Origin of the sequence: Curtobacterium phyllosphaerae (genome assembly GCF_049341865.1) — a bacterium.
GTDB lineage: Bacteria > Actinomycetota > Actinomycetes > Actinomycetales > Microbacteriaceae > Curtobacterium > Curtobacterium phyllosphaerae.
This window is the reverse complement of the sequence record NZ_JBMPIU010000002.1, coordinates 46,709-67,439: the sequence shown is the minus strand read 5'-3', so window position 1 is coordinate 67,439 and position 20,731 is coordinate 46,709. Positions and strand designations below refer to the sequence as shown.

The window sequence follows — 20,731 nt, the reverse complement described above, 5'->3', positions numbered from 1 at the left end:
CGCGCGCCGGTGCGGGGCCTGGCTGTGGGGAGGTTCAGCGGAGGCGGCGAGGACGGGCCGGGAGCGCCTCGGTGACCGCGTCTCGGCGCACCCCCGTGGACGTGTCCCGGCGCACACCCGGACAGACGGAAGGCCGGTCCCGAGGGACCGGCCTTCTCCATGCTGGTGTGTGCGCGAGGGGGGACTTGAACCCCCACGCCCTCACGGGCACACGGACCTGAACCGTGCGCGTCTACCAATTCCGCCACTCGCGCCAGCCGGACGACACTACCACGTACAGGAACGGCCGCGCGCCACCTACTACCATGCATGAGTTGGCGACCCCGGCCACGTGACCGAGACCACTGGAGAACCATGGGCCTGTTGGACAGATTCGAGCGAGGGCTCGAGCGGACCGTCAACGGTGCGTTCGCGAAGACCTTCCGCTCGGGCGTGCAGCCCCTCGAGATCACCAGTGCCCTCCGCCGCGAGCTCGACACCAAGGCGGCGGTCGTCTCCCGCGAGCGCATCCTCGTCCCGAACGAGTTCGTGGTGCACCTCGCGCCGCCGGACTTCACGCGCATGCACGACATCGGCCGGCCGCTCATCGACGAGCTGACCACGCTCCTCCAGCAGCACGCGGTCGCGCAGAACTACTCGTTCTCCGGGCCCGTCGCGATCACCCTGCGCCAGGACGGCACCCTGTCCACGGGCATCCTGCAGGTCGACTCGACGACGGTCCGCAAGGACGTCGCCTGGACGGCCGTCCTCGACATCGGGTCCGAGCGGCACCGCCTGTCGGTCGGCCGGACCGTGATCGGCCGCGGCTCGGACGCGGACATCACGATCGCGGACACCGGGACGAGCCGCAAGCACGTCGAGCTGCTCTGGGACGGCAAGCACGCGCAGGCCACCGACCTCGGCTCGACGAACGGCTCGAAGCTGAACGGCCAGGCGTTCGACCGGGTGATCGTCGAACCGGACTCGACCATCGAGATCGGCCGGACCCGTATGGTGTTCCGCGTGGTGCCGGAATCTGACGGAGGAGCCCGATGACGAGTGGCCTGACCCTCCTCGTGCTGCGGTTCGCGTTCCTCGCGGTCCTGTGGCTGTTCGTGTTCGCGATCGTCTTCGCGCTCCGCAGCGACCTCTTCGGCCAGCGCACGCGCTCGATCCCGACCGACGCCAAGGGCCAGCCGCAGGGTCCGACGACGCCGACCGTCCCGGCCACGACACCGGCGGGCGCTGCGCAGGGCGCGTTCACGGAGGCGATCCTGTCCGGTGGACCGACGGGCACACCGCCAGGAGGCACGGCCGCGCCCGCCACGGCGGTCGCCACCCGACTGGTCATCACCGACGGTTCCCGCGAAGGCATGGAGATGCCGCTCGGCCGCGGCCCGATCACGGTCGGCCGGTCGAGCGACAGCAACGTCGTGATCCGCGACGACTACACGTCCACGAACCACGCTCGACTCGAGCTCCGCCCCGACGGATGGATCATCACCGACCTCGACTCCACGAACGGCACGTTCCTCGACGGACAGCGCGTGACGGCCCCGATGCGGGTCGCCGAGGGTGCGCCGATCACCATCGGGACCACGACGTTCGAGTTGCGGCGGTAGCGCGGCATGACGGCCCGCACCATGAGCGCAGCCGTGTCCCACGTGGGCCGGATCCGCGCGAACAACCAGGACTCCGGGTACTCCGGGGCCCACTTGTTCGTCGTGGCCGACGGCATGGGCGGCCACGCCGGGGGCGACGTCGCCTCCGCGATCGCCGTCCGCCGGATCCGCGAGGTCGACCGGGACTTCCCGACGGCGCAGGACGCCGAGTTCGCCCTGCAGACCGCGCTCATGGCCGCGAACCAGCTCATCACCGAGACGGTGTTCGAGCACCAGGAGCTCACCGGGATGGGCACCACCGTCAGCGCGATGATCCGCGTCGGCGACGAACTCGCCATCGCCCACATCGGCGACTCCCGCATCTACCGGTTCCGCGACGGAGTCCTCACGCAGGTCACCGCGGACCACACGTTCGTGCAGCGCCTCGTCGACAGCGGCCGGATCACCCCGGAGGAAGCGGCGGTGCACCCGCGCCGCTCGGTCCTCATGCGCGTGCTCGGCGACGTCGACGCGGCACCCGAGGTCGACACGACCGTCGCGGACATCCGAGCGGGTGACCGCTGGCTCATCTGCTCCGACGGGCTCTCGAGCTACCTCGCCGAGGAGCGCATCCGGCACGCCCTCGCGACCGACATGGACGCCAACCAGGTCACGCAGCGACTCGTCAAGGAGACGCTCGACCACGGCGCCCCGGACAACGTGACCGTCGTCGTGATGGACGTCGCGGACTCGGCACCCGACGACGATGCCGACGACGCCGCCACCACCGTCGGCTCCGCCGCCGCACCCCTGACCTTCGAGGCACCGACCGGCCGCAAGCCGATCCGCCTCCCCACGATCCTGCTCCACCCGCTCAAGGTCACGACGCTGCCCGAGGACTCGCACTTCGAGCCCGAGTCCGACCAGTACTTCGCCGAGCTCATCGCCGAGGACCGCCGCCGGAGGTTCCGCCGTCGCGTGTCCTGGACCATCGCGCTCGTCGCCGCGGTCGTCGTCGTGCTCGGTGCGGTGCTGCTCGGCTACCGCTGGACCCAGATGCACTACTACGTCGGGTCGGACGCCGGGAACGTCGCGATCTACAAGGGCGTCCAGCAGAGCATCGGGCCGATCCGGCTCTCGAGCGTCTACGAGGACTCCGACACCCGGGTGGGCGACCTGCCGGAGTACACCCGGGAGAACGTCCGCCAGACGATCAACGCGGCGTCGCTCACCGATGCCCGGGCGATCCTCGTGCGCCTCGAGGCGGCCGCTGCGACCGGCGTCGACACCGGACCCTCGACCGCGACGCCGACCGCGACGCCCACGCCGACCCCGTCCGCCAGCGCGACCGCGGCCGCGGAGGGCAGGTCGCGCCTCCAGACCGACGCCGCGGCCGCGTCCGCCGGAGGTGGGCGATGACCGCCACCGCGTCCCGCCAGTCGCTCACGCAGGCCATCACGATCAAGCTCCGGGAGCCGGCCCGCGCCCGCAACCTCGAGCTCGGGCTGCTCGTCATCGCCTGCGGCATCTGCGCCGGCGCCATGGTGCTCGTCCAGCTCGGCGCCGAGGGCACAGTCGTCGACACGAGCGTGTTCGTCGTCGGTGCCGGGATCCTGCTGCTCGCACTCGTCATGCACGTCGTGCTCCGGGTCGTCGCGAAGAACGCGGACCCCTTCATCCTCCCGATCGCGCTGGTCCTCAACGGGATCGGGATCGCGGAGATCTACCGGATCGACCTGCACAACCACCTCAGCGGGTGGAGCGCCCTCGGCGTCAAGCAGATCGTCTGGACGCTCCTCGCGATGGCGTTCGCGATCGCGGTCCTGCTCCTCGTCAAGAACCACCGGTTCCTGCAGCGCTACCGCTACATCTTCATGTTCCTGACGATCGTCCTGCTCCTGCTGCCGATGCTGCCCGGGATCGGGCAGGACATCGGGGGCGCCCGCGTCTGGATCCGCATCGGGCCGTTCTCGTTCCAGCCGGGCGAACTGGCGAAGATCACGATGGCGCTGTTCTTCGCCGGCTACCTCGTCACGGCCCGGGACTCCCTCTCGATCGTCGGCCCGAAGATCCTCGGCATCCGGTTCCCGCGGCCCCGCGACCTCGGCCCGATCCTCATCGTCTGGGGCGCCGCGATGAGCGTGCTCGTGTTCCAGCGCGACCTCGGGACCTCGCTGCTGTACTTCGGCCTGTTCCTCGTCATGCTCTACGTCGCGACCGGCCGGGTGAGCTGGGTCGTGCTCGGCCTCGTGCTGTTCGTCGGCGGCGCGAGCATCGCCGCGAGCACCCTCACCTACGTGCACGGCCGGTTCGAGCAGTGGCTGCACCCGTTCGACAGCACGATCTACAAGGCGTCGACGCAGTCGAGCTACCAGCTCGTCACCGGCCTGTTCGGGTTCGCGAACGGCGGGATCACCGGCACCGGCCTCGGGCAGGGCCGCCCGTACCTGACGCCCGTCGCGCAGAGCGACTACATCATGTCGGCGATCGGCGAGGAGCTCGGCCTCATCGGCGTCTTCGCGGTCCTCGGCCTGTTCATCCTCCTCGTGTCGCGTGGGTTCCGCGTGGCGTACTCCGGGCAGGACGACTTCGGCAAGCTCATCGGCATCGGGTTCGGGTTCACCATCGCGCTGCAGGTGTTCATCGTCGTGGGCGGTGTCACCCGCGTGATCCCCGTGACCGGACTGACGACCCCGTTCATGGCCGCGGGCGGCTCGTCGCTCGTCGCGAACTGGATCATCGCCGCGCTGCTGCTCCGGCTCACCGACTCGATCCCCGCCGAGCAGCGTGTCGGCCAGCAGATCCTCCAGCCCGGTCCCGACACCGGCAACGCGACCAGGAACGGACGGTGACCACATGAAACGCCAGCTCAGGGCCATCTCCACGGTGGTCGTCCTGATGTTCGTCGCCCTGTTCGTGTCGACGACCAGCATCCAGTTCTTCGCGGCACAGCAGCTCCGTGCCGACCCGCGGAACTCGCGAACCATCCTGGACAGTTACTCGACCAAGCGCGGTGCGATCCTCGTCGACGGCACCCCCATCGCCGAGTCGAAGCCGGTCGACGACCAGTACAACTACCAGCGGTCGTACCCGAACGGCGAGCTGTACTCCGCGGTCACCGGGTACTTCACGATCGGCCAGGGCGACACCGGCATCGAGAGCGCCGAGAACACGTACCTGTCCGGCAACAGCGACGACAACTTCTTCGGGAACATCAATTCGATCCTCACCGGGCAGGACGTCCAGGGGGACAACGTCAACCTGACGATCGACCCCGCGGTCCAGCAGGCGGCGTACGACGCCCTCGGGTCGAACTCGGGAGCCGTCGTCGCGATCCAGCCGAAGACCGGCAAGATCCTCGCGATGGTGTCGAAGCCCGGGTACGACCCGAACTCGCTCGCCGTCCACGACACCGAGCAGGTCATCGCGACCTACAAGTCCCTGCTCGCGAACCAGTCGCAGCCGCTCGCCAACCGTGCCATCGGCGGCGACCTCTACGCGCCCGGGTCGGTGTTCAAGCTCGTCGTGGCGTCCGCGGCGTTCGAGAGCGGGGACTACACGCTCGACTCCACGCTGCCGAACCCCTCGACACTGACGTTGCCCGGGACCTCCCGCACGATCAACAACGCCGAGGGCGGCTCGTGCGGCGGCGGCGACACGGTGACGATCGCGGTCGCGATCCAGGACTCGTGCAACATCCCGTTCGCGGAGCTCGGCCAGAAGCTCGGGTACGACGCGATCAAGGCGATGGCGGACAAGTACGGGTTCGGCGACAGCATCCACGTCCCGATGGCGTCGACGCCGAGCGAGTACCCGCAGACGGACGGCGTCGCCGAGCTGATGCGCAGTGCGTTCGGCCAGCAGAGCGTCCGGGTCTCCCCGCTGCAGATCGCGATGGTCACCGCCGGGATCGCGAACGGCGGGACGGTCATGCAGCCGACCCTCGTCGACTCGATCCAGACGAGCGACCTCAAGACCGTCGAGTCGTTCCAGGCCAAGCAGTACAGCAGCCCGATCTCGGGTTCGGTCTCGGCCGACCTCACCACCGCGATGCAGAGCGTCGTGTCCGGCGGGACCGGCACGAATGCGAGAATCGACGGGGTCGACGTCGCGGGCAAGACGGGGACTGCCGAGAACGGCACGGGCGACCCGTACACGCTGTGGTTCACCGGGTTCGCCCCGGCGAAGAACCCGGAGGTCGCGGTCGCGGTCGTCGTCGGCAACGGCGGCGGGCTCGGACAACGGGGGGTCGGCAACACGGTCGCGGCTCCCATCGCGAAGAAAGTCATGGAGGCGGTGCTGAACAAATGAGACCCACCAGCGGACTCACATTCGGTGGGCGGTACCAGCTCTCCTCCCGCGTCGCCATCGGCGGCATGGGCGAGGTGTGGCAGGCCACCGACCTGGTGATCGGTCGGACCGTCGCCCTCAAGATCCTCAAGGACGAGTACCTCGGCGATCCCGGCTTCCTCGAGCGGTTCCGTGCCGAAGCCCGGCACGCCGCACTCGTCAACCACGAGGGCATCGCGAACGTCTTCGACTACGGCGAGGAGGACGGCAGCGCCTACCTCGTCATGGAACTCGTGCCCGGCGAAGCTCTGTCGACCCTGCTCGAGCGCGAGCACACCCTCTCGGTCGACAAGACCCTCGACATCGTCGCGCAGACCGCGAACGCGCTCCAGGCCGCCCACGCCGTCGGGCTCGTGCACCGCGACATCAAGCCCGGCAACCTGCTGATCACCCCGGACGGCCGGGTGAAGATCACCGACTTCGGCATCGCCCGCATCGCCGACCAGGTCCCCCTCACCGCGACGGGCCAGGTGATGGGCACCGTCCAGTACCTCTCCCCGGAACAGGCCAGCGGGCACCCGGCGTCACCGTCGACCGACATCTACTCCCTCGGCATCGTCGCGTACGAGATGCTGGCCGGCCGACGTCCGTTCACGGGCGAGTCGCAGGTCGCGATCGCGATGGCGCACATCAACGAGCAGCCGCCGGCACTCCCGCCGACGATCCCGGACCCGGTCCGCGACCTCGTGATGTCCTGCATCGCGAAGAAGCCCGCCCAGCGGCCGGCCACCGCCGCGAACCTCGCCCGCGCCGCACAGGCCCTCCGTCGCGGGGACGTCGCCGCCGCGACGGTCGCCGTGCCCGCGCTCGGCGCGGGGACGGTCGCGTTCAACCCGCCGGCCGGGAACGACCAGGCGACGAGCCTGATCGGGACCTCCGCGACGACGCGCCTGCCCCCGGGCGGAGCCGCCGCTGGGGCCGGTGTGACGAGTGCGGCCGAGCCGGACGAGGACGAGCGCAAGGAGCGTCCGGGCTGGTTCTGGCCGCTGGTCATCGGGGCGATCGTCGTCGTCATCGCGCTCATCATCGGCGCGGTCGTGTTCGCGCGGAACAACGACCCGGCCCCCGTTCCGACGTCCTCGGGGTCGGCGTCGAGCACGCCCTCGGCCACCACCCCGTCGGCCACCCCGAGCACGACGCCCTCCGCGTCGCACCCGGCACGTGTCACGGTGAACCAGAGCGACTACCTCGGCAAGAACGCGAACGACGTCCAGGCCATCCTGCAGGGCCAGGGCTTCACGGTGAACCCGGTCGACGGTGACGCTGCGTCGAGCGCCGAGCAGGTGGGCACCGTCCAGTCGATCGGCCCGACCGGCAATCTGCCGTACGGCTCGACGATCACGCTGAAGGTCTACCAGGAGGTCCCGTCGCCCGCGCAGCCCGGGGCCGCCACGGCCGGGTCCGTCTCGGCGACCGGCAAGTTCACCGCATCGTGGGCCGCCTACACCAGCTGCCCGACCGGGTACACCCTCACCGGCTACTCGTACACCATCCAGAACGGTGTTGACAGCAAGAGCGCCGGGTCAGGCGCGACGACCGCGACGTCGTTGGACATCACGGCGACGGGCCCGGGCAACGTCGTGTTCACGTACACCGTGAACTGCGGAGAGCTGCAGTCCCCGGCGTCGCCCGCGCTCACGGTGCCGTACACGCCGGTGCCGTCGAACTCGCCGACCGCTGGTGCGTCCGGGCCGGGGGCGAGTTCCGGGACGGGACCCGGGAACGGCAACGGGAACGGCAACGGCAACGGCAACGGGAACGGGAACGGGAAGGGCAACGGCCCCGGCTCGCTCGAAGGCGTCGTGGCGAAGCTCGAAGAGGGCCACTGACCCGACGAGCACCGCAGCGCGACCGCACCGCCACCAGCGCGACCGCAGCGCGACCGCGCCACGACCGCGCCGCGACCGCCAGCCGATCGTCAGCGACCGCTGCCGTACACTGGCTCGGACGCGAGATTCGGAGGAGTACGTGGCTGAAGGTGTGACCGCGGGGATCACGCTCCTCGCCAACCGGTACGAGATCGGTGAGACGATCGGCCGTGGCGGCATGGCGACGGTCCACGTCGGCAACGACACCCGGCTGGGGCGCCGTGTCGCGGTCAAGCTCCTCAAGCCGAGCCTCGCCAACGACCCGGCGTTCCGCACCCGGTTCCGGCAGGAGGCCCAGGCCGCCGCCCGGATGGCGCACCCGACGATCGTCCGCGTGTACGACGCCGGCGAGGAGACGGTGCGCGAGCAGTCCGGCGCCGAGGTCAAGGTGCCGTACATCGTCATGGAGTACGTCGAGGGCCGCCCGCTCAACGACATCCTCGCCGACGGCAGCCCGATCGCACCGGACGAGGCCGTCCGCATCGTCGAGGGCATCCTCACGGCGCTCGAGTACTCCCACCGCGCGGGCGTCGTGCACCGCGACATCAAGCCGGGCAACGTGATGCTCACCCCGACCGGCCAGGTCAAGGTGATGGACTTCGGCATCGCCCGGGCGATCACCGACACGTCCGCGACCGTCGCGCAGACGACGTCGATCCTCGGCACTGCGGCCTACTTCTCGCCGGAGCAGGCCCGCGGCGAGACGGTCGACGCGCGGACCGACCTCTACTCCACCGGGATCGTGCTCTTCGAGCTCCTGACCGGCCGCCCGCCGTTCCGCGGCGACTCCCCGGTCGCGGTCGCCTACCAGCACGTCAGCGAGCAGCCCGTCGCCCCGAGCACCGTCGTGCCCGCGGTGTCCCCGGCGCTCGACGCGGTGACCCTGCACGCCCTCGCGAAGGATCGCACCCAGCGGTTCCAGAACGCCGCCGAGTTCCGCCGCGACCTCGGACAGGCCGCGTCCGGGCACGTTCCCTCCACCCGCCGGATGCCCGCCGCGAACGACGCCTCGACCGTCCTGTTCGGCGTCAACCCGCGGACGTCCTCGAACCCCGCTGCCGCGTTCAACGAACTCGACGACACGCAGGAGCACCGACCGCAGCGGACGCAGTCCCGGCCGCCGGTCGCCTGGATCTGGGTCGGCATCCTCGTCACGGCTGTGGTCATCGTCGCGGTGGTCGTCTGGGTGGTGAACCTGCAGCCCGGCCAGGCGCCCGTGTCGTCCTCGGTGAACGTGCCGAACATCGCCGGCGCCACCTACGACTCCGGTGCGGCCGCCCTGCACAAGAAGGACCTGATCGCCGTCAAGGTCGGGCAGAACTCCTCGTCCGTGCCCGTCAACACGATCATCAAGACGGACCCAGGCGCCGGCACGAACGTCGCCCGGCAGCAGAACATCCGTGTCATCGTCTCGCTCGGCCCGGAACAGGTCACGGTCCCGGACGTCGCGAACCAGGCGCAGGACGCCGCCACCGCGACGCTGACCGGGGCCGGGTTCACGATCGGCAGCACGAACAGCGACTACTCGCCGGACGCACCGGAGGGCACCGTCCTCAGCACCGACCCCGCGGCGGGCGCGTCGATCGACAAGGGCAGCGTGGTGAACCTCGTCGTCTCGAACGGCAAGGTCCAGCTGCCGAACGTCACGAACCAGCCGTTCTCGGACGCCAACTCGGCGCTCCTCGGGCTCGGCCTCACCGTCATGACGACGCCGGACTACTCCTGCACCGGCGGCCGGGTGACCTCCCAGTCCCAGCCGCCGGGAGACACCGCCCAGGGCTCGACCATCACGTTGGGCGTGTGCTCGGCGTCCGCGCCGACCTCCGACCCGTCGGCGAACCCGCCGGCGAACGACGGCGGCGGGAACGGCGACCAGAACGGCGCTCCCGGGCAGTGAGCACGGGACGCTCGAGGCACCCGTCTGGTTACCCGGACGTCGCCTGACGGCGCTGCGTCGCGCCTCCAGGCCGGCGGTCGTCCGTGCGCTCCGTGCGCTCCGTGCACTCGTGCGCTCCCTGCACCCGTGCGCTCCGAGCGCGTCATGTGCACACCCTCGAGCGCGGTCCGGACGGGAGGCCCGTCATCCGCCCGACGAGCGCCGCACCACGGACGGACGGCCCGGTCCGGGAGCGCTGCCGGAGCAGGCTGGAGCCGGGTCGGCTAGGACGTCGCGATGAGCGGTCCGAACCCGTCCGCACGCTCCGCGGCTCCGGAGAGCCCCGCGACCTCGAGCCAGTTGCCCACCATCCGGTAGCCGCCCTCGGTGAGCACCGACTCCGGGTGGAACTGGACCCCGAAGACCGGTGCGTCGCGGTGCTGGACGCCCATGATCACGCCGCCCGCCGTGCGTGCCGTGACCTCCAGGACATCGGGGACGGTGCCGTCGACCACCGCGAGTGAGTGGTACCGCGTCGCCGTGAAGGGCTGCGGGACGCCGACGAACAGGGGACTCGCGTCGTGCGTGACCTTCGAGGTCTTGCCGTGCATGAGATCCTCGGCGTGGGTCACCGTCGCGCCGAGCGCCTCGGCGATCGCCTGGTGCCCGAGGCAGACACCGAGCAGGGGCAGTCCGGACTCGATCGCGGCGTGCACCGCCGGGATCGACACGCCAGCGTCCGCCGGCGCACCCGGGCCCGGGGAGAGCAGCACGCCGTCGTACTCCGCGATTCGGGCGGCGATCCCGTCCGCGTCGACGTCGTCGTTGCGGACGACGTCGGTCTCCGCGCCGAGCTGCTGCACGTACCCGTTCAAGGTGTAGACGAAACTGTCGTAGTTGTCGACCACGAGGATTCTGGTCATTGCCGGTCCACCGTCACGTCGGGGGTCGGGATGAGTTCCTGGACCCAGGGGAACACCCAGAGTACGAGCACCACCAGGACGATCGCCAGGAGCACGAGGACCTCGAGCACCCGGAGCCACACCGGACCGGGCAGGATCCGCCAGAGCGCACCGTACATCAGCCGTTCACCTCTCCCGCGATCGCGGCCGGCGGTCCGGCGGTCCTCGGCTGCCAGGAGTCGAACACACTGAACGCGACGATGCGCTCCCGGGCCGAGAACATCGGGTTGCAGCTCGTCATCGTCATCACGCGGTCCTTCGTCGCGACACCCGGCTCGTCCGGCGCCGCGTCGAGGACGGACACCTGCGTCGGCGCCACGTACTCGAGGTTCCGGAACGAGTAGGTGTACCAGCCGTCCTTCGTGCCGATGTAGATCTTGTCCCCGACCTGCAGGTTCGCGATCCCGTTGAACGGTGCTCCGTGTGTCGTACGGTGCCCCGCGACGGCGAAGTTCCCGAGCTCGCCCGGCATCTGCGTGCCGTCGTAGTGACCGACGCCGATGGTGTCGAGGGTCCCGGCCGTGGTCGTCCCGCCGGCGAGCGGGACGGCGTAGGTCGCACCGAACCGCGGCACGTACATCGTCCCGAAGACCTGGGTGTTCGCCGGTTGCGCACTCACCACGGGCGCACCCCAGCCGCCCGCCGGCTCCTTGGTGGGATCCACGACCGTGCCGAACGACTGGTTGATCTGCTGCGCGGCCTGCGCGTGCTGTCGACCGACCACGATGTCGTTGAACCACTGCTGCCAGCCGATGAAGAGGAGCACGAGCACACCGGCGGTGATGAGGACGTCGCCGAGGACGCCGAGGACCGTGACCCGAGGGCGGCGACGACCCGCTGAGGGTGACGCCTGGTGACGGCGCGGAGCATCAGTCGTGGTCATCGTGCAGCCGCTCCCCTCTGTCGTTCGCGTTCGCGTTCGCGTTCGCGTTCCCGTGATCCGGTCCGGCGGACCGTGCGCATCGCGGCCGGCGGCACCGGTCCGGCGCCGCGCGTCGTCTGCACGCTTGGCCGGCACGCTTGCTGCCGCGCGTCGTCGGCACGCAGCCGAGCCAGGATGTGTTGACGGTAGGATACCGGCCATGGCCAGAGACAAGGACCGCACCAAGCCCGCCCGGACGACCCGAGCCGACTCGGTCGACACGGCGGGCGACCAGCCCAACCCCGTGTGGTTCAAGCCGGTCATGTTCGGGTTCATGCTGATCGGACTCGCGTGGGTGATCGTGTTCTACGTGTCGCAGGGCACGCTGCCCGTGCCGTCGCTGAACTCGTGGAACATCCTGATCGGCTTCGGGATCATGTTCATCGGGTTCCTGATGACCACACGGTGGCGCTGAGTCGGTCCCCATCGGCCCGTTCACCCAGGTAGACGGCGAGTTACAGCGGTGTGATCATCCCCAATGTTCATAGACCTGTGGATAACTGGCTGTCCCCGCTACCCCACGTTCTGGGGGCACGGCGGCTGGCGGTCCCACCGGACACGGATCGCAGGACGCCCCCGGACCACATGGTCCGGGGGCGTTCCTGTGCGGGCTGATCGCGGCGACGCTCTGGTCGTCCGGTGCCGTGCCGTTCAGTAGTAGGAGAGGTACGCCCCGACGGCGATGACGATCGCGAGGACGGCCTCGGCGATCAGCAGACCGATCTGCAGGCCCCGCTGCCGGACGTTCCGCGTCCGGGCGAACACGTACCCGGTCAGGAGCCCGCCGACGATCCCGCCGACGTGCGCTTGCCAAGCGACCCCGGGCACGATGAACCCGATGACGAGGTTCAGCCCCATCACCACGAGCAGCTGGACGGCGTTGTTACCGAGGCTCCGGTGGATGACGAAGAACGCCGCGAACAACCCGAAGATCGCCCCGGACGCGCCGATCACGGAGGTCTGGGGTGCGAGGACCGCGACACCGACCGAGCCGAAGAGCCCGCTGATGAAGTACAGGGCCAGGAACCGCCAGGTCCCGAGCATCTGTTCGAGCTGCCGACCGAAGACCCACACCGCCCACATGTTGAACAGGATGTGGAGGATGCTCCCGTGCACGAACATCGTCGTCAGCATCCGCCAGGGCTGCGTCGCGATGTACGCCGGGTTGAACTCGAGCGCCCGCGTGACGGGATCGCCGAACGAGCCCGTCAGGAACTGCAACACCCAGATGACGACGCTGACCGCGACGATGACCGTCGTCGCCTTCTGGTCGATCATCGAGAACCGGCGGCGGGCGACGGTGAACCCGCTCGGGCCCATCGCCCGCCGTGTCTCGGTGAAGTGGGCACGCTGTTCCCGCACGCACTCCGGGCAGTGCACCCCGACGGCCGCGGGCGTCTGACACTCGGTGCAGATCGTCCGGCCGCACCGCTGGCAGAGGATGTAGCTCTGCCGGTCGGGGTGTCGGTAGCAGAAGCTCGCCCGGTCGCGTGCGGGATCGGTCACGAGCGGTTCTACGCCTCGGTCTTCACGTCGACGGAGGTGATGACGACGTCGTCGAGCGGCTTGTCACGGCCGTCCGTCGGCACGGCCTCGATCGCGTCGACCACCTTGCGCGACTCGTCGTCCGCGACCGCGCCGAAGATCGTGTGCTTGCCCTGGAGCCAGGGGGTCGCGACCGTCGTGATGAAGAACTGCGAACCGTTCGTGCCCGGACCGGCGTTCGCCATGGCGAGGACGTACGGCTCCTGGAAGGTGAGCTCCGGGGAGATCTCGTCCTCGAACTGGTAGCCCGGGCCGCCGATGCCCTGGCCGAGCGGGTCGCCGCCCTGCAGCATGAAGTCCTTGATGATGCGGTGGAAGACCACGCCGTCGTAGAGCTTGTCGGTGGAGACCTTGCCCGTTCCCGGGTGGGTCCACTCCTTGGTGCCCGTGGCCAGGCCGACGAAGTTGTCGACGGTCTTCGGGGCGTGGTTGCCGAACAGGTTGACGGTGATGTCGCCCTTGTTGGTGTGGATGGTTGCGACAGCGGTGTGCAGAGACATGTACCGATTCTCGCATGCAGCATCTGGACGCTCACACGACTACCAGCAAGGCCCCTGTGACCTGTCAGGCGACCTGGTGGCAGGATGGGCTGATCACCGCCCGATCCGATGGAGGTTGCTCATGACGACTCTCGAATTGTCACGCAAGCGCAAGAAGCAGATCAAGAAGCTCAAGGGTCAGACGGCCTCGCTCCTCGGCGAGCAGCGCAAGGTCCTGGCCCACGCCAACGCCGTCCTGGCCGAAGCACGTGCGAACGCGGCCGATGCCGCTCGCAAGGACGTCGCACCGCGCGTCAAGGACGCCATCGACAACGGTGTCCGTCCCGCCGTCGCGACGAGCGTGCACGCTGCGTCGACCGCGGCCGGTCACACGAAGGAGCGCCTCACGAACGAGGTGTTCCCGTCGCTCGTCTCCGCACTCGGCTCGGCGCTCTCCGTCGTCGACCTCGCGAAGGACCCCCGGGTCAAGAAGATCGTCAAGGAGGCCTCGAAGAAGGCCGCCAAGGCGCAGAAGAAGGGCTCGAAGGCGGCCAAGGTCGTCGCCAAGAACCTCCCGAAGCAGCAGAAGTCGGGCCTCGGCTTCGGTGGTGTCGCGCTCATCGTGGTCGGTGTCGTCGCCGTCGCGGGTGCCGCGTACGCCGCGTACCAGACCCTGCGTGCCGACGACGACCTGTGGGTCGCCGACGACTCCGACTCGGCCGAGAAGCCCAGCGCGTAACGAGCGGTTCGACGGGCGGGGTGTCCGGCGTCCGACGAGTGAGCAGCAATCGTCGCCCGGCCACCCCCCACCCGACAGTTCGCGCTCACTCATCACCGTGGCGCACCGGAGCCCGGCCCCGGCCCCGGCCCCGACGAGTGAGCAGCAGTCGTCGCCCGGCCACCCCCAACCCGACAGTTCGCGCTCACTCATCACCGCTGCGGTCCGCGAGGACAACGCCGGAACGAGCTGACGGAGCGAGGAACGAACGGGCCCGACTTCGATCCGCTCCACAACCCCAACGCGGAACGAGCGGCAGACCCCGACGAGTGAGCAGCAATCGTCGCCCGGCCACCCCCCACCCGACAGTTCGCGCTCACTCAACGTCGCACCAGCGCTCCGGGGCAACGACCGAACGAATCAGCCGAGCGAGGAACGAACGGGCCCGACGTCGATCCGCTCAACAACCCCAACGTGGAACGAGCGGTCCGACCTTCGACGAGTGAGCAGCAATCGTCGCCCGGCCACCCCCAACCCGACAGTTCGCGCTCACTCATCACCGCGGCGGCCCGGAGTCCGGCCCCTGACCTCCGACGAGTGAGCAGCAATCGTCGCCCGTCCACCCCCGACCCGACAGTTCGCGCTCACTCGCCGCCGCACCAGCACTCCGGGGCAACGACCGAACGAATCAGCCGAGCGAGAAACGAACGGGCCCGATGACTCCGACTCGGTCGACAACCTCGACGCAGAGCGAGCGGTCCGACGTCCGACGAGTGAGCAGCAATCGTCGCCCGGCCGCGCCCGACCCGACGATTCGCGCTCACTCATCACCGCGGCGGCCCGGAATCCGGCCCCTGACCCCCGATGAGTGAGCAGCAATCGTCGCCCGGCCGCGCCCGACCCTACAGTTCGCGCTCACTCAACGCCGCAACGGCGCGAGAAGCCGACGCGAGGACGACGAGCGCAGCACGGGCACCCTGGGTGAAGTGGAGCCTAGGAGAATCGAACTCCTGACCTCCTGCTTGCAAAGCAGGCGCTCTACCAATTGAGCTAAGGCCCCGTTCCGGTGATGGTCTCGGCCACCGGGATGTTGCAGATCTGCATGACGGCGGACCGTCGGTGTGGGGCTACTAGGACTTGAACCTAGGACCTCTTCGTTATCAGCGAAGCGCTCTAACCGCCTGAGCTATAGCCCCGAGACCGGATGAAAGCCTACATGACCCGCGACGTTTGCACGAATCGAGCGGCACGCACCCGAACGCTCAGTTGTTGGTGAACCCCACCAGGAGTCCGCCGGTGATCCGCACGCTGAGGTTGTACAGCACGCTGAGGATCGCCCCGAGCACGGTCCCGACGACCAGGTTGAGGAACCCGACCACGATCGAGAACCCCATCACCTGCCCGAGCGAGAACTGGTCCATGATCGAGTAGTTGTTCTGCCCGGTGATGTCCCGCAGCAGGTTGTCGAGCTGGGTGAAGACGCCGGTCTGGTTCAGGATGATCCACACCAGCATCGTCGCGACGACCATGACGATGCTGCCGGCGAGGGCGATCAGGAACGACAGCTTGACGCTCGACCAGAAGTCGACGTACACGAGACGAAGCCGGACCTGCTTGGTGCCGACGGGCCGCTTCGTCTTGCGCTGGAGCTTCTCGGCGACACTACTCATTGCTTGACTGGTCCTCTTCGGCCTCAGGGGCGGGGTCGGTGGGCTGTTCAGCGGCCTCGGCGGGGCTGACGTCCTCGACCGGGCCGGCGGCTTCGATCTCGGTATCGGCCTGGTCGTCCAGGTTCCGCTCACTGTTCCGGGCCACGGCGATGATCCGGTCGTTGTCCGCGAACCGAGCGAAGACGACGCCCATGGTGTCACGGCCCTTCGCGGGCACCTCGGCCACGGCAGACCTTACCACCTTGCCGCTGGCGAGAACCACGAGCACCTCGTCGTCCTCACCGACGATGAGACCACCGATGAGGTCGCCGCGGTCGACCGCGAGCTTGGCCACCTTGATGCCGAGCCCGCCTCGACCCTGCACGCGGTACTGGTCCGCGGCGGTCCGCTTGGCGTACCCGCCCTCGGTCATCACGAACACGTAGCCGTTGTCGCCGACGACGGCCGCGGTGAGCAGCTCGTCGTCCGCCCGGAACGTCATGCCCTTCACGCCGGAGGTGGACCGGCCCATCGGTCGGAGTGCCTCGTTCGTCGCGGTGAACCGGAGGGACTGCCCGTGCTTCGAGATGAGGAGCAGGTCGTCGTGCTCGTCGACGAGCAGCGCCTGGACGAGCTCGTCGCCCTCGCGGAGGTTGATCGCGATGATGCCGCCGGTGCGGTTCGTGTCGTACTCCGTGAGCGCGGTCTTCTTCACGAGGCCGTCACGGGTCGCGAGCACGAGGAACTGCGCGGCCTCGTAGTCCCGGATGTCGAGCACCTGCGAGATCTGCTCGTCCGGCTGCATGGCGAGCAGGTTCGCGACGTGCTGGCCCTTCGCGTCGCGGCCCGCCTCCTGCAGTTCGTACGTCTTGGCCCGGTAGACCCGGCCCTTGTCCGTCAGGAACAGCAGCCAGTGGTGCGTCGTCGTGACGAAGAAGTGGTCGACGACGTCGTCGGCACGCAGCTGCGCGCCCTTGACCCCGCGGCCGCCGCGGTGCTGCGAGCGGTAGTTGTCGCTCCGGGTCCGCTTGACGTACCCACCCCGGGTGATGGTGACGACCATCTCCTCCTCCGGGATCAGGTCCTCCATGCTCATGTCGCCGTCGTAGCCGAGCATGATCTCGGTCCGACGGTCGTCGCCGAACTTCGCGACGATCTCGTCGAGCTCCTCGCCGATGATGACGCGCTGCCGCTCGGGCTTCGCGAGGATGTCCTCGAAGTCGGCGATCTGCCGCTCGAGCTCCTCGGCCTCGTCGTGGATCCGCTGGCGCTCGAGGGCGGCCAGACGACGGAGCTGCAGGTCGAGGATCGCGCGCGCCTGGACCTCGTCGACGGCGAGCAGCTCCATGAGGCCGTTCCGCGCCTCCTCCACGTCGGGCGACCGACGGATGAGCGCGATGACCTCGTCGAGGGCGTCGAGCGCGGCGAGGTACCCGCGCAGGATGTGCGCGCGCTCCTCGGCCTTGCGGAGACGGTACCGGGTCCGGCGCTGGATGACGTCGACCTGGTGGTCGACCCAGTTGCTGATGAACCCGTCGAGCGGGAGGGTCCGCGGCACCTGGTCGACGATCGCGAGCATGTTCGCGCCGAAGTTCTCCTGGAGCTGCGTGTGCTTGTACAGGTTGTTCAGGACGACCTTGGCGACGGCGTCGCGCTTCAGCACGATGACGAGTCGCTGCCCGGTGCGCCCGGAGGTCTCGTCACGGATGTCCGCCACCCCGGCGAGCTTGCCGTCCTTGACGAGGTCCGCGATCTTGATGGCCAGGTTGTCCGGGTTGACCTGGTACGGCAGCTCGGTGACGACGAGGCAGGTCCGTCCCTGGATCTCCTCGACGTTGACCACGGCGCGCATCGTGATGGAGCCACGGCCGGTCCGGTACGCGTCCTGGATGCCCTTCGTGCCGAGGATCTGCGCACCGGTCGGGAAGTCCGGGCCCTTGATGCGGAGCAGCAGCGCGTCGAGGAGCTCGTCGCGCGTGGCGTCCGGGTGCTCGAGCGCCCACTTCGCGCCGTCGGCGACCTCGCGGAGGTTGTGCGGCGGGATGTTCGTCGCCATGCCGACCGCGATGCCGACCGACCCGTTGACGAGCAGGTTCGGGAACCGCGCCGGGAGGATCGCCGGCTCCTGCGTGCGGCCGTCGTAGTTGTCCTGGAAGTCGACGGTGTCTTCCTCGATGTCCCGCACCATCTCGAGCGCGAGCGGAGCCATCTTCGTCTCGGTGTACCGCGGGGCGGCGGCGCCGTCGTTGCCCGGCGAGCCGAAGTTGCCCTGGCCGAGTGCGAGCGGGTACCGGAGCGACCACGGCTGCACGAGACGGACGAGCGCGTCGTAGATCGCGCTGTCGCCGTGCGGGTGGAACTGGCCCATGACCTCGCCGACGACGCGCGCGCACTTCGAGTAGGCGCGGTCCGGACGGTAGCCGCCGTCGTACATGGCGTAGATGACGCGACGGTGCACGGGCTTCAGACCGTCGCGGACCTCGGGCAGGGCACGGCCGACGATGACGCTCATCGCGTAGTCGAGGTACGACCGCTGCATCTCGAGCTGCAGGTCGACCGGGGAGATCCGGTCACCGGAGACGACGATGTCCCCGGCGTCGCCGTGCACGATCTCGGGCCCGTCGGCCCCGGTGTCGTTGTCGTCAGCCATGTGCGTTGCTTCCCTTTCTGGAGACCGGGGACCGGTCTGGAGGCGGTGGTTCCGTCAATCGCGCCGGACGCGACCGCAGGTGGTCGGGACGGGTGTGCGCGACGGCTGCCGCGCCTCCCGTACGACCATCAGATGTCGAGGAACCGGACGTCTTTCGCGTTCTGCTGGATGAACTGCCGCCGCGACTCGACGTCCTCGCCCATGAGCGTCGAGAACACGCCGTCCACCGCGGCGGCGTCCTCGAGCGTCACCTGGAGGAGCGTCCGGGTGTCCGGGTTCATCGTGGTGTCCCACAGCTCCTTGTAGTCCATCTCGCCGAGGCCCTTGTACCGCTGGATGCCGTTGTCCTTCGGGATGCGCTTGCCGGCAGCGAGCCCGGAGGTCATCATGGCGTCCCGTTCACGGTCGCTGAAGACGTACTCGTGTGCCGAGTTCGACCACTTGAGGCGGTACAGCGGCGGCTGGGCGAGGTACACGTACCCGCGTTCGATGAGCGGCCGCATGTAGCGGAAGAGCAGGGTGAGGAGGAGCGTCGTGATGTGCTGGCCGTCGACGTCGGCGTCGGCCATCAGCACGATCTTGTGGTACCTGGCCTTGTCGGGGTCGAAGTCCTCACCGATGCCCGCACCGAACGCGGTGATCATCGACTGGATCTCCTGGTTCGCGAGCGCACGGTCGAGCCGGGCCTTCTCGACGTTCAGGATCTTGCCGCGGAGCGGGAGGATCGCCTGCGTCATCGGGTTCCGGCCCTGCACGGCAGACCCGCCGGCGGAGTCGCCCTCGACCATGAAGATCTCGGAGAGGGTCGGGTCCTTCGACTGGCAGTCCTTGAGCTTGCCCGGCATGCCGCCGGACTCCAGGAGCCCCTTGCGACGGGTGCTCTCCCGGGCCTTCCGCGCGGCCATCCGGGCCTGCGACGCCTGGATCGCCTTGCGGACGACGTCCCGCGCCTGTGTCGGGTTGCGCTCGAGCCAGTCGCCGAGCTCGGTGCCGACGACGCGCTGCACGAACGACTTGGCCTCGGTGTTGCCGAGCTTGGTCTTCGTCTGGCCCTCGAACTGCGGCTCGCCGAGCTTGACGGAGATGACGGCGGTGAGGCCCTCGCGGATGTCGTCGCCCGTGAGGTTGTCGTCCTTGTCCTTGATGATGTTCTTCTCGCGCGCGTACTTGTTGATCAGCGTCGTGAGCGCAGCGCGGAAGCCCTCCTCGTGGGTCCCGCCCTCGTGCGTGTTGATGGTGTTCGCGAAGGTGTGGACGCTCTCCTGGTAGGACGTGTTCCACTGCATCGCCAGCTCGAGGGAGATCTTGCGCTCGGTGTCCTCGGACTCGAGCGAGATGACGTCGGGGTGGATGACGTCGACCTTCTTGGTCGCGACCAGGTACTCCACGTAGTCGACGAGTCCGCGCTCGTAGAGGAACGAGTCCTTGCGGGCTTCTTCGCCCTCGTCCGGGACGCGTTCGTCGTGCAGCGACAGGCGCAGTCCCTTGTTGAGGAACGCCATCTGCTGGAACCGGCTGCGGAGGGTCTCGTAGTCGAAGTCGACGGACTCGAAGATCTCGGCGTTCGGCCAGAACGTGATCGTCGTGCCGGTCTCGTCGGTCGGTTCGTCCTGCGAGAGCGGCGCGACCGGGACGCCGTCGGTGTAGCTCTGGCGCCAGACGCTGCCCTGCCGGCGGACCTCGACGTCGAGCTCGGAGCTCAGCGCGTTCACGACGGAGGACCCGACGCCGTGCAGGCCGCCGGAGACCGCGTACCCGCCGCCGCCGAACTTGCCGCCGGCGTGCAGGACGGTCAGGACGAGCTGGACCGTCGAGATGCCTTCCTTCTCGTGGACGTCGACCGGGATGCCACGGCCGTTGTCGACGACGCGGACGCCGCCGTCTTCGCGGATCGTGATGTCGATCGTGTCGCAGAACCCGGCGAGGGCCTCGTCCACCGAGTTGTCGACGATCTCCTGCACCAGGTGGTGGAGACCGCGCGGACCCGTGGAGCCGATGTACATGCCAGGGCGCTTGCGGACCGCCTCGAGCCCTTCGAGCACCTGGATCTGATCGGCACCGTAGGAATCGTCGGGTGCGGCGTCGTTCGATCCTGATGACATGGTGATGGTGGCTCCTACCCGACTGCAGTT

General features: G+C 69.0%; 17 protein-coding genes and 3 tRNA genes. 9 read left to right on the top strand and 11 right to left on the bottom strand.

Annotation, left to right across the window (positions count from 1 at the left end):
* Positions 1-170: 170 nt before the first annotated feature.
* Positions 171-254 (bottom strand) — tRNA-Leu (locus ACO0E0_RS03440).
* 100 nt (positions 255-354) lie between these two features.
* On the opposite strand from ACO0E0_RS03440, the gene ACO0E0_RS03435 reads away from it, so the two are divergent.
* From ACO0E0_RS03435 to pknB, 7 genes are all read left to right on the top strand, one after another.
* Complete coding sequence (locus tag ACO0E0_RS03435) at positions 355-1,035, top strand: FhaA domain-containing protein (protein ID WP_422870007.1); 681 nt, start codon at positions 355-357, stop codon at positions 1,033-1,035.
* Positions 1,032-1,601, top strand: a complete 570-nt coding sequence (locus ACO0E0_RS03430) for an FHA domain-containing protein FhaB/FipA (protein WP_422870006.1) — start codon at positions 1,032-1,034, stop codon at positions 1,599-1,601. Before ACO0E0_RS03435 ends, ACO0E0_RS03430 begins: the two co-directional genes overlap by 4 nt.
* Positions 1,602-1,607: 6 nt before the next feature.
* Positions 1,608-2,999, top strand: a complete 1,392-nt coding sequence (locus ACO0E0_RS03425) for a PP2C family protein-serine/threonine phosphatase (RefSeq protein ID WP_422870005.1) — start codon at positions 1,608-1,610, stop codon at positions 2,997-2,999.
* Entirely contained in the window at positions 2,996-4,432 is a 1,437-nt protein-coding gene (locus ACO0E0_RS03420) for an FtsW/RodA/SpoVE family cell cycle protein (protein WP_422870004.1), read from the top strand. Before ACO0E0_RS03425 ends, ACO0E0_RS03420 begins: the two co-directional genes overlap by 4 nt.
* 4 nt (positions 4,433-4,436) lie before the next feature.
* Positions 4,437-5,891: a peptidoglycan D,D-transpeptidase FtsI family protein gene (locus tag ACO0E0_RS03415; RefSeq protein WP_422870003.1), complete on the top strand. Its 1,455-nt coding sequence runs from the start codon at positions 4,437-4,439 to the stop codon at positions 5,889-5,891.
* Positions 5,888-7,759, top strand: a complete 1,872-nt coding sequence (locus ACO0E0_RS03410; RefSeq protein WP_422870002.1) for a protein kinase domain-containing protein — start codon at positions 5,888-5,890, stop codon at positions 7,757-7,759. The genes ACO0E0_RS03415 and ACO0E0_RS03410 overlap by 4 nt, the downstream gene beginning before the upstream one ends.
* A 139-nt stretch (positions 7,760-7,898) precedes the next feature.
* A complete protein-coding gene (pknB, locus tag ACO0E0_RS03405; protein WP_422870001.1) occupies positions 7,899-9,695 on the top strand; it encodes a Stk1 family PASTA domain-containing Ser/Thr kinase in 1,797 nt (598 codons plus the stop codon).
* A 263-nt stretch (positions 9,696-9,958) separates the two neighbouring features.
* Here pknB and ACO0E0_RS03400 read toward each other — a convergent pair whose 3' ends face one another.
* The 3 genes from ACO0E0_RS03400 to ACO0E0_RS03390 are packed head-to-tail and all read right to left on the bottom strand — an operon-like array spanning position 9,959 to position 11,519.
* The gene (locus ACO0E0_RS03400; RefSeq protein WP_422870000.1) at positions 9,959-10,597 is read right to left on the bottom strand and encodes an anthranilate synthase component II; all 639 of its coding nucleotides are present in this window, start codon (positions 10,595-10,597) and stop codon (positions 9,959-9,961) included.
* Complete coding sequence (locus ACO0E0_RS03395) at positions 10,594-10,755, bottom strand: hypothetical protein (protein WP_422869999.1); 162 nt, start codon at positions 10,753-10,755, stop codon at positions 10,594-10,596. Before ACO0E0_RS03395 ends, ACO0E0_RS03400 begins: the two co-directional genes overlap by 4 nt.
* Positions 10,755-11,519, bottom strand: a complete 765-nt coding sequence (locus ACO0E0_RS03390; RefSeq protein WP_422869998.1) for a class E sortase — start codon at positions 11,517-11,519, stop codon at positions 10,755-10,757. Before ACO0E0_RS03390 ends, ACO0E0_RS03395 begins: the two co-directional genes overlap by 1 nt.
* 199 nt (positions 11,520-11,718) lie before the next feature.
* Here ACO0E0_RS03390 and ACO0E0_RS03385 point away from each other — a divergent pair, with 199 nt between their 5' ends.
* Entirely contained in the window at positions 11,719-11,973 is a 255-nt protein-coding gene (locus ACO0E0_RS03385; RefSeq protein ID WP_422869997.1) for a cell division protein CrgA, read from the top strand.
* A gap of 236 nt (positions 11,974-12,209) precedes the next feature.
* Here the strand turns inward: ACO0E0_RS03385 and ACO0E0_RS03380 are convergent, their stop codons facing one another.
* Positions 12,210-13,064, bottom strand: coding sequence for a rhomboid family intramembrane serine protease (locus ACO0E0_RS03380; protein ID WP_422869996.1), 855 nt, complete (start codon positions 13,062-13,064; stop codon positions 12,210-12,212).
* Between the two features lie 8 nt (positions 13,065-13,072).
* On the bottom strand, positions 13,073-13,603 hold the full coding sequence (locus ACO0E0_RS03375; RefSeq protein ID WP_422869995.1) for a peptidylprolyl isomerase: 531 nt from the start codon (positions 13,601-13,603) through the stop codon (positions 13,073-13,075).
* 121 nt (positions 13,604-13,724) lie between these two features.
* Between ACO0E0_RS03375 and ACO0E0_RS03370 the strand changes: the two genes are divergently transcribed.
* Positions 13,725-14,321, top strand: coding sequence for a hypothetical protein (locus ACO0E0_RS03370; protein WP_422869994.1), 597 nt, complete (start codon positions 13,725-13,727; stop codon positions 14,319-14,321).
* Positions 14,322-15,287: 966 nt separating this feature from the next.
* Here the strand turns inward: ACO0E0_RS03370 and ACO0E0_RS03365 are convergent.
* From ACO0E0_RS03365 to gyrB, 5 genes are all read right to left on the bottom strand, one after another.
* Positions 15,288-15,360, bottom strand: a tRNA-Ala gene (locus ACO0E0_RS03365).
* A 62-nt stretch (positions 15,361-15,422) separates the two neighbouring features.
* Positions 15,423-15,496, bottom strand: a tRNA-Ile gene (locus ACO0E0_RS03360).
* Between the two features lie 66 nt (positions 15,497-15,562).
* Entirely contained in the window at positions 15,563-15,970 is a 408-nt protein-coding gene (locus ACO0E0_RS03355) for a DUF3566 domain-containing protein (RefSeq protein WP_422869993.1), read from the bottom strand.
* The gene (gene gyrA, locus ACO0E0_RS03350) at positions 15,963-18,599 is read right to left on the bottom strand and encodes a DNA gyrase subunit A (RefSeq protein ID WP_422869992.1); all 2,637 of its coding nucleotides are present in this window, start codon (positions 18,597-18,599) and stop codon (positions 15,963-15,965) included. Before gyrA ends, ACO0E0_RS03355 begins: the two co-directional genes overlap by 8 nt.
* 128 nt (positions 18,600-18,727) lie before the next feature.
* The gene (gene gyrB, locus ACO0E0_RS03345; protein ID WP_422869991.1) at positions 18,728-20,701 is read right to left on the bottom strand and encodes a DNA topoisomerase (ATP-hydrolyzing) subunit B; all 1,974 of its coding nucleotides are present in this window, start codon (positions 20,699-20,701) and stop codon (positions 18,728-18,730) included.
* Positions 20,702-20,731: the final 30 nt, after the last annotated feature.

Coding starts and splice junctions, on each gene's coding strand:
- ACO0E0_RS03435 (WP_422870007.1), top strand. CDS start 355: ATGGGCCTGTTGGACAGATTCGAGCGAGGGCTCGAGCGGACCGTCAAC.
- ACO0E0_RS03430 (WP_422870006.1), top strand. CDS start 1,032: ATGACGAGTGGCCTGACCCTCCTCGTGCTGCGGTTCGCGTTCCTCGCG.
- ACO0E0_RS03425 (WP_422870005.1), top strand. CDS start 1,608: ATGACGGCCCGCACCATGAGCGCAGCCGTGTCCCACGTGGGCCGGATC.
- ACO0E0_RS03420 (WP_422870004.1), top strand. CDS start 2,996: ATGACCGCCACCGCGTCCCGCCAGTCGCTCACGCAGGCCATCACGATC.
- ACO0E0_RS03415 (WP_422870003.1), top strand. CDS start 4,437: ATGAAACGCCAGCTCAGGGCCATCTCCACGGTGGTCGTCCTGATGTTC.
- ACO0E0_RS03410 (WP_422870002.1), top strand. CDS start 5,888: ATGAGACCCACCAGCGGACTCACATTCGGTGGGCGGTACCAGCTCTCC.
- ACO0E0_RS03400 (WP_422870000.1), bottom strand. CDS start 10,597: ATGACCAGAATCCTCGTGGTCGACAACTACGACAGTTTCGTCTACACC.
- ACO0E0_RS03395 (WP_422869999.1), bottom strand. CDS start 10,755: ATGTACGGTGCGCTCTGGCGGATCCTGCCCGGTCCGGTGTGGCTCCGG.
- ACO0E0_RS03390 (WP_422869998.1), bottom strand. CDS start 11,519: ATGACCACGACTGATGCTCCGCGCCGTCACCAGGCGTCACCCTCAGCG.
- ACO0E0_RS03385 (WP_422869997.1), top strand. CDS start 11,719: ATGGCCAGAGACAAGGACCGCACCAAGCCCGCCCGGACGACCCGAGCC.
- ACO0E0_RS03375 (WP_422869995.1), bottom strand. CDS start 13,603: ATGTCTCTGCACACCGCTGTCGCAACCATCCACACCAACAAGGGCGAC.
- ACO0E0_RS03370 (WP_422869994.1), top strand. CDS start 13,725: ATGACGACTCTCGAATTGTCACGCAAGCGCAAGAAGCAGATCAAGAAG.
- ACO0E0_RS03355 (WP_422869993.1), bottom strand. CDS start 15,970: ATGAGTAGTGTCGCCGAGAAGCTCCAGCGCAAGACGAAGCGGCCCGTC.
- gyrA (WP_422869992.1), bottom strand. CDS start 18,599: ATGGCTGACGACAACGACACCGGGGCCGACGGGCCCGAGATCGTGCAC.
- gyrB (WP_422869991.1), bottom strand. CDS start 20,701: ATGTCATCAGGATCGAACGACGCCGCACCCGACGATTCCTACGGTGCC.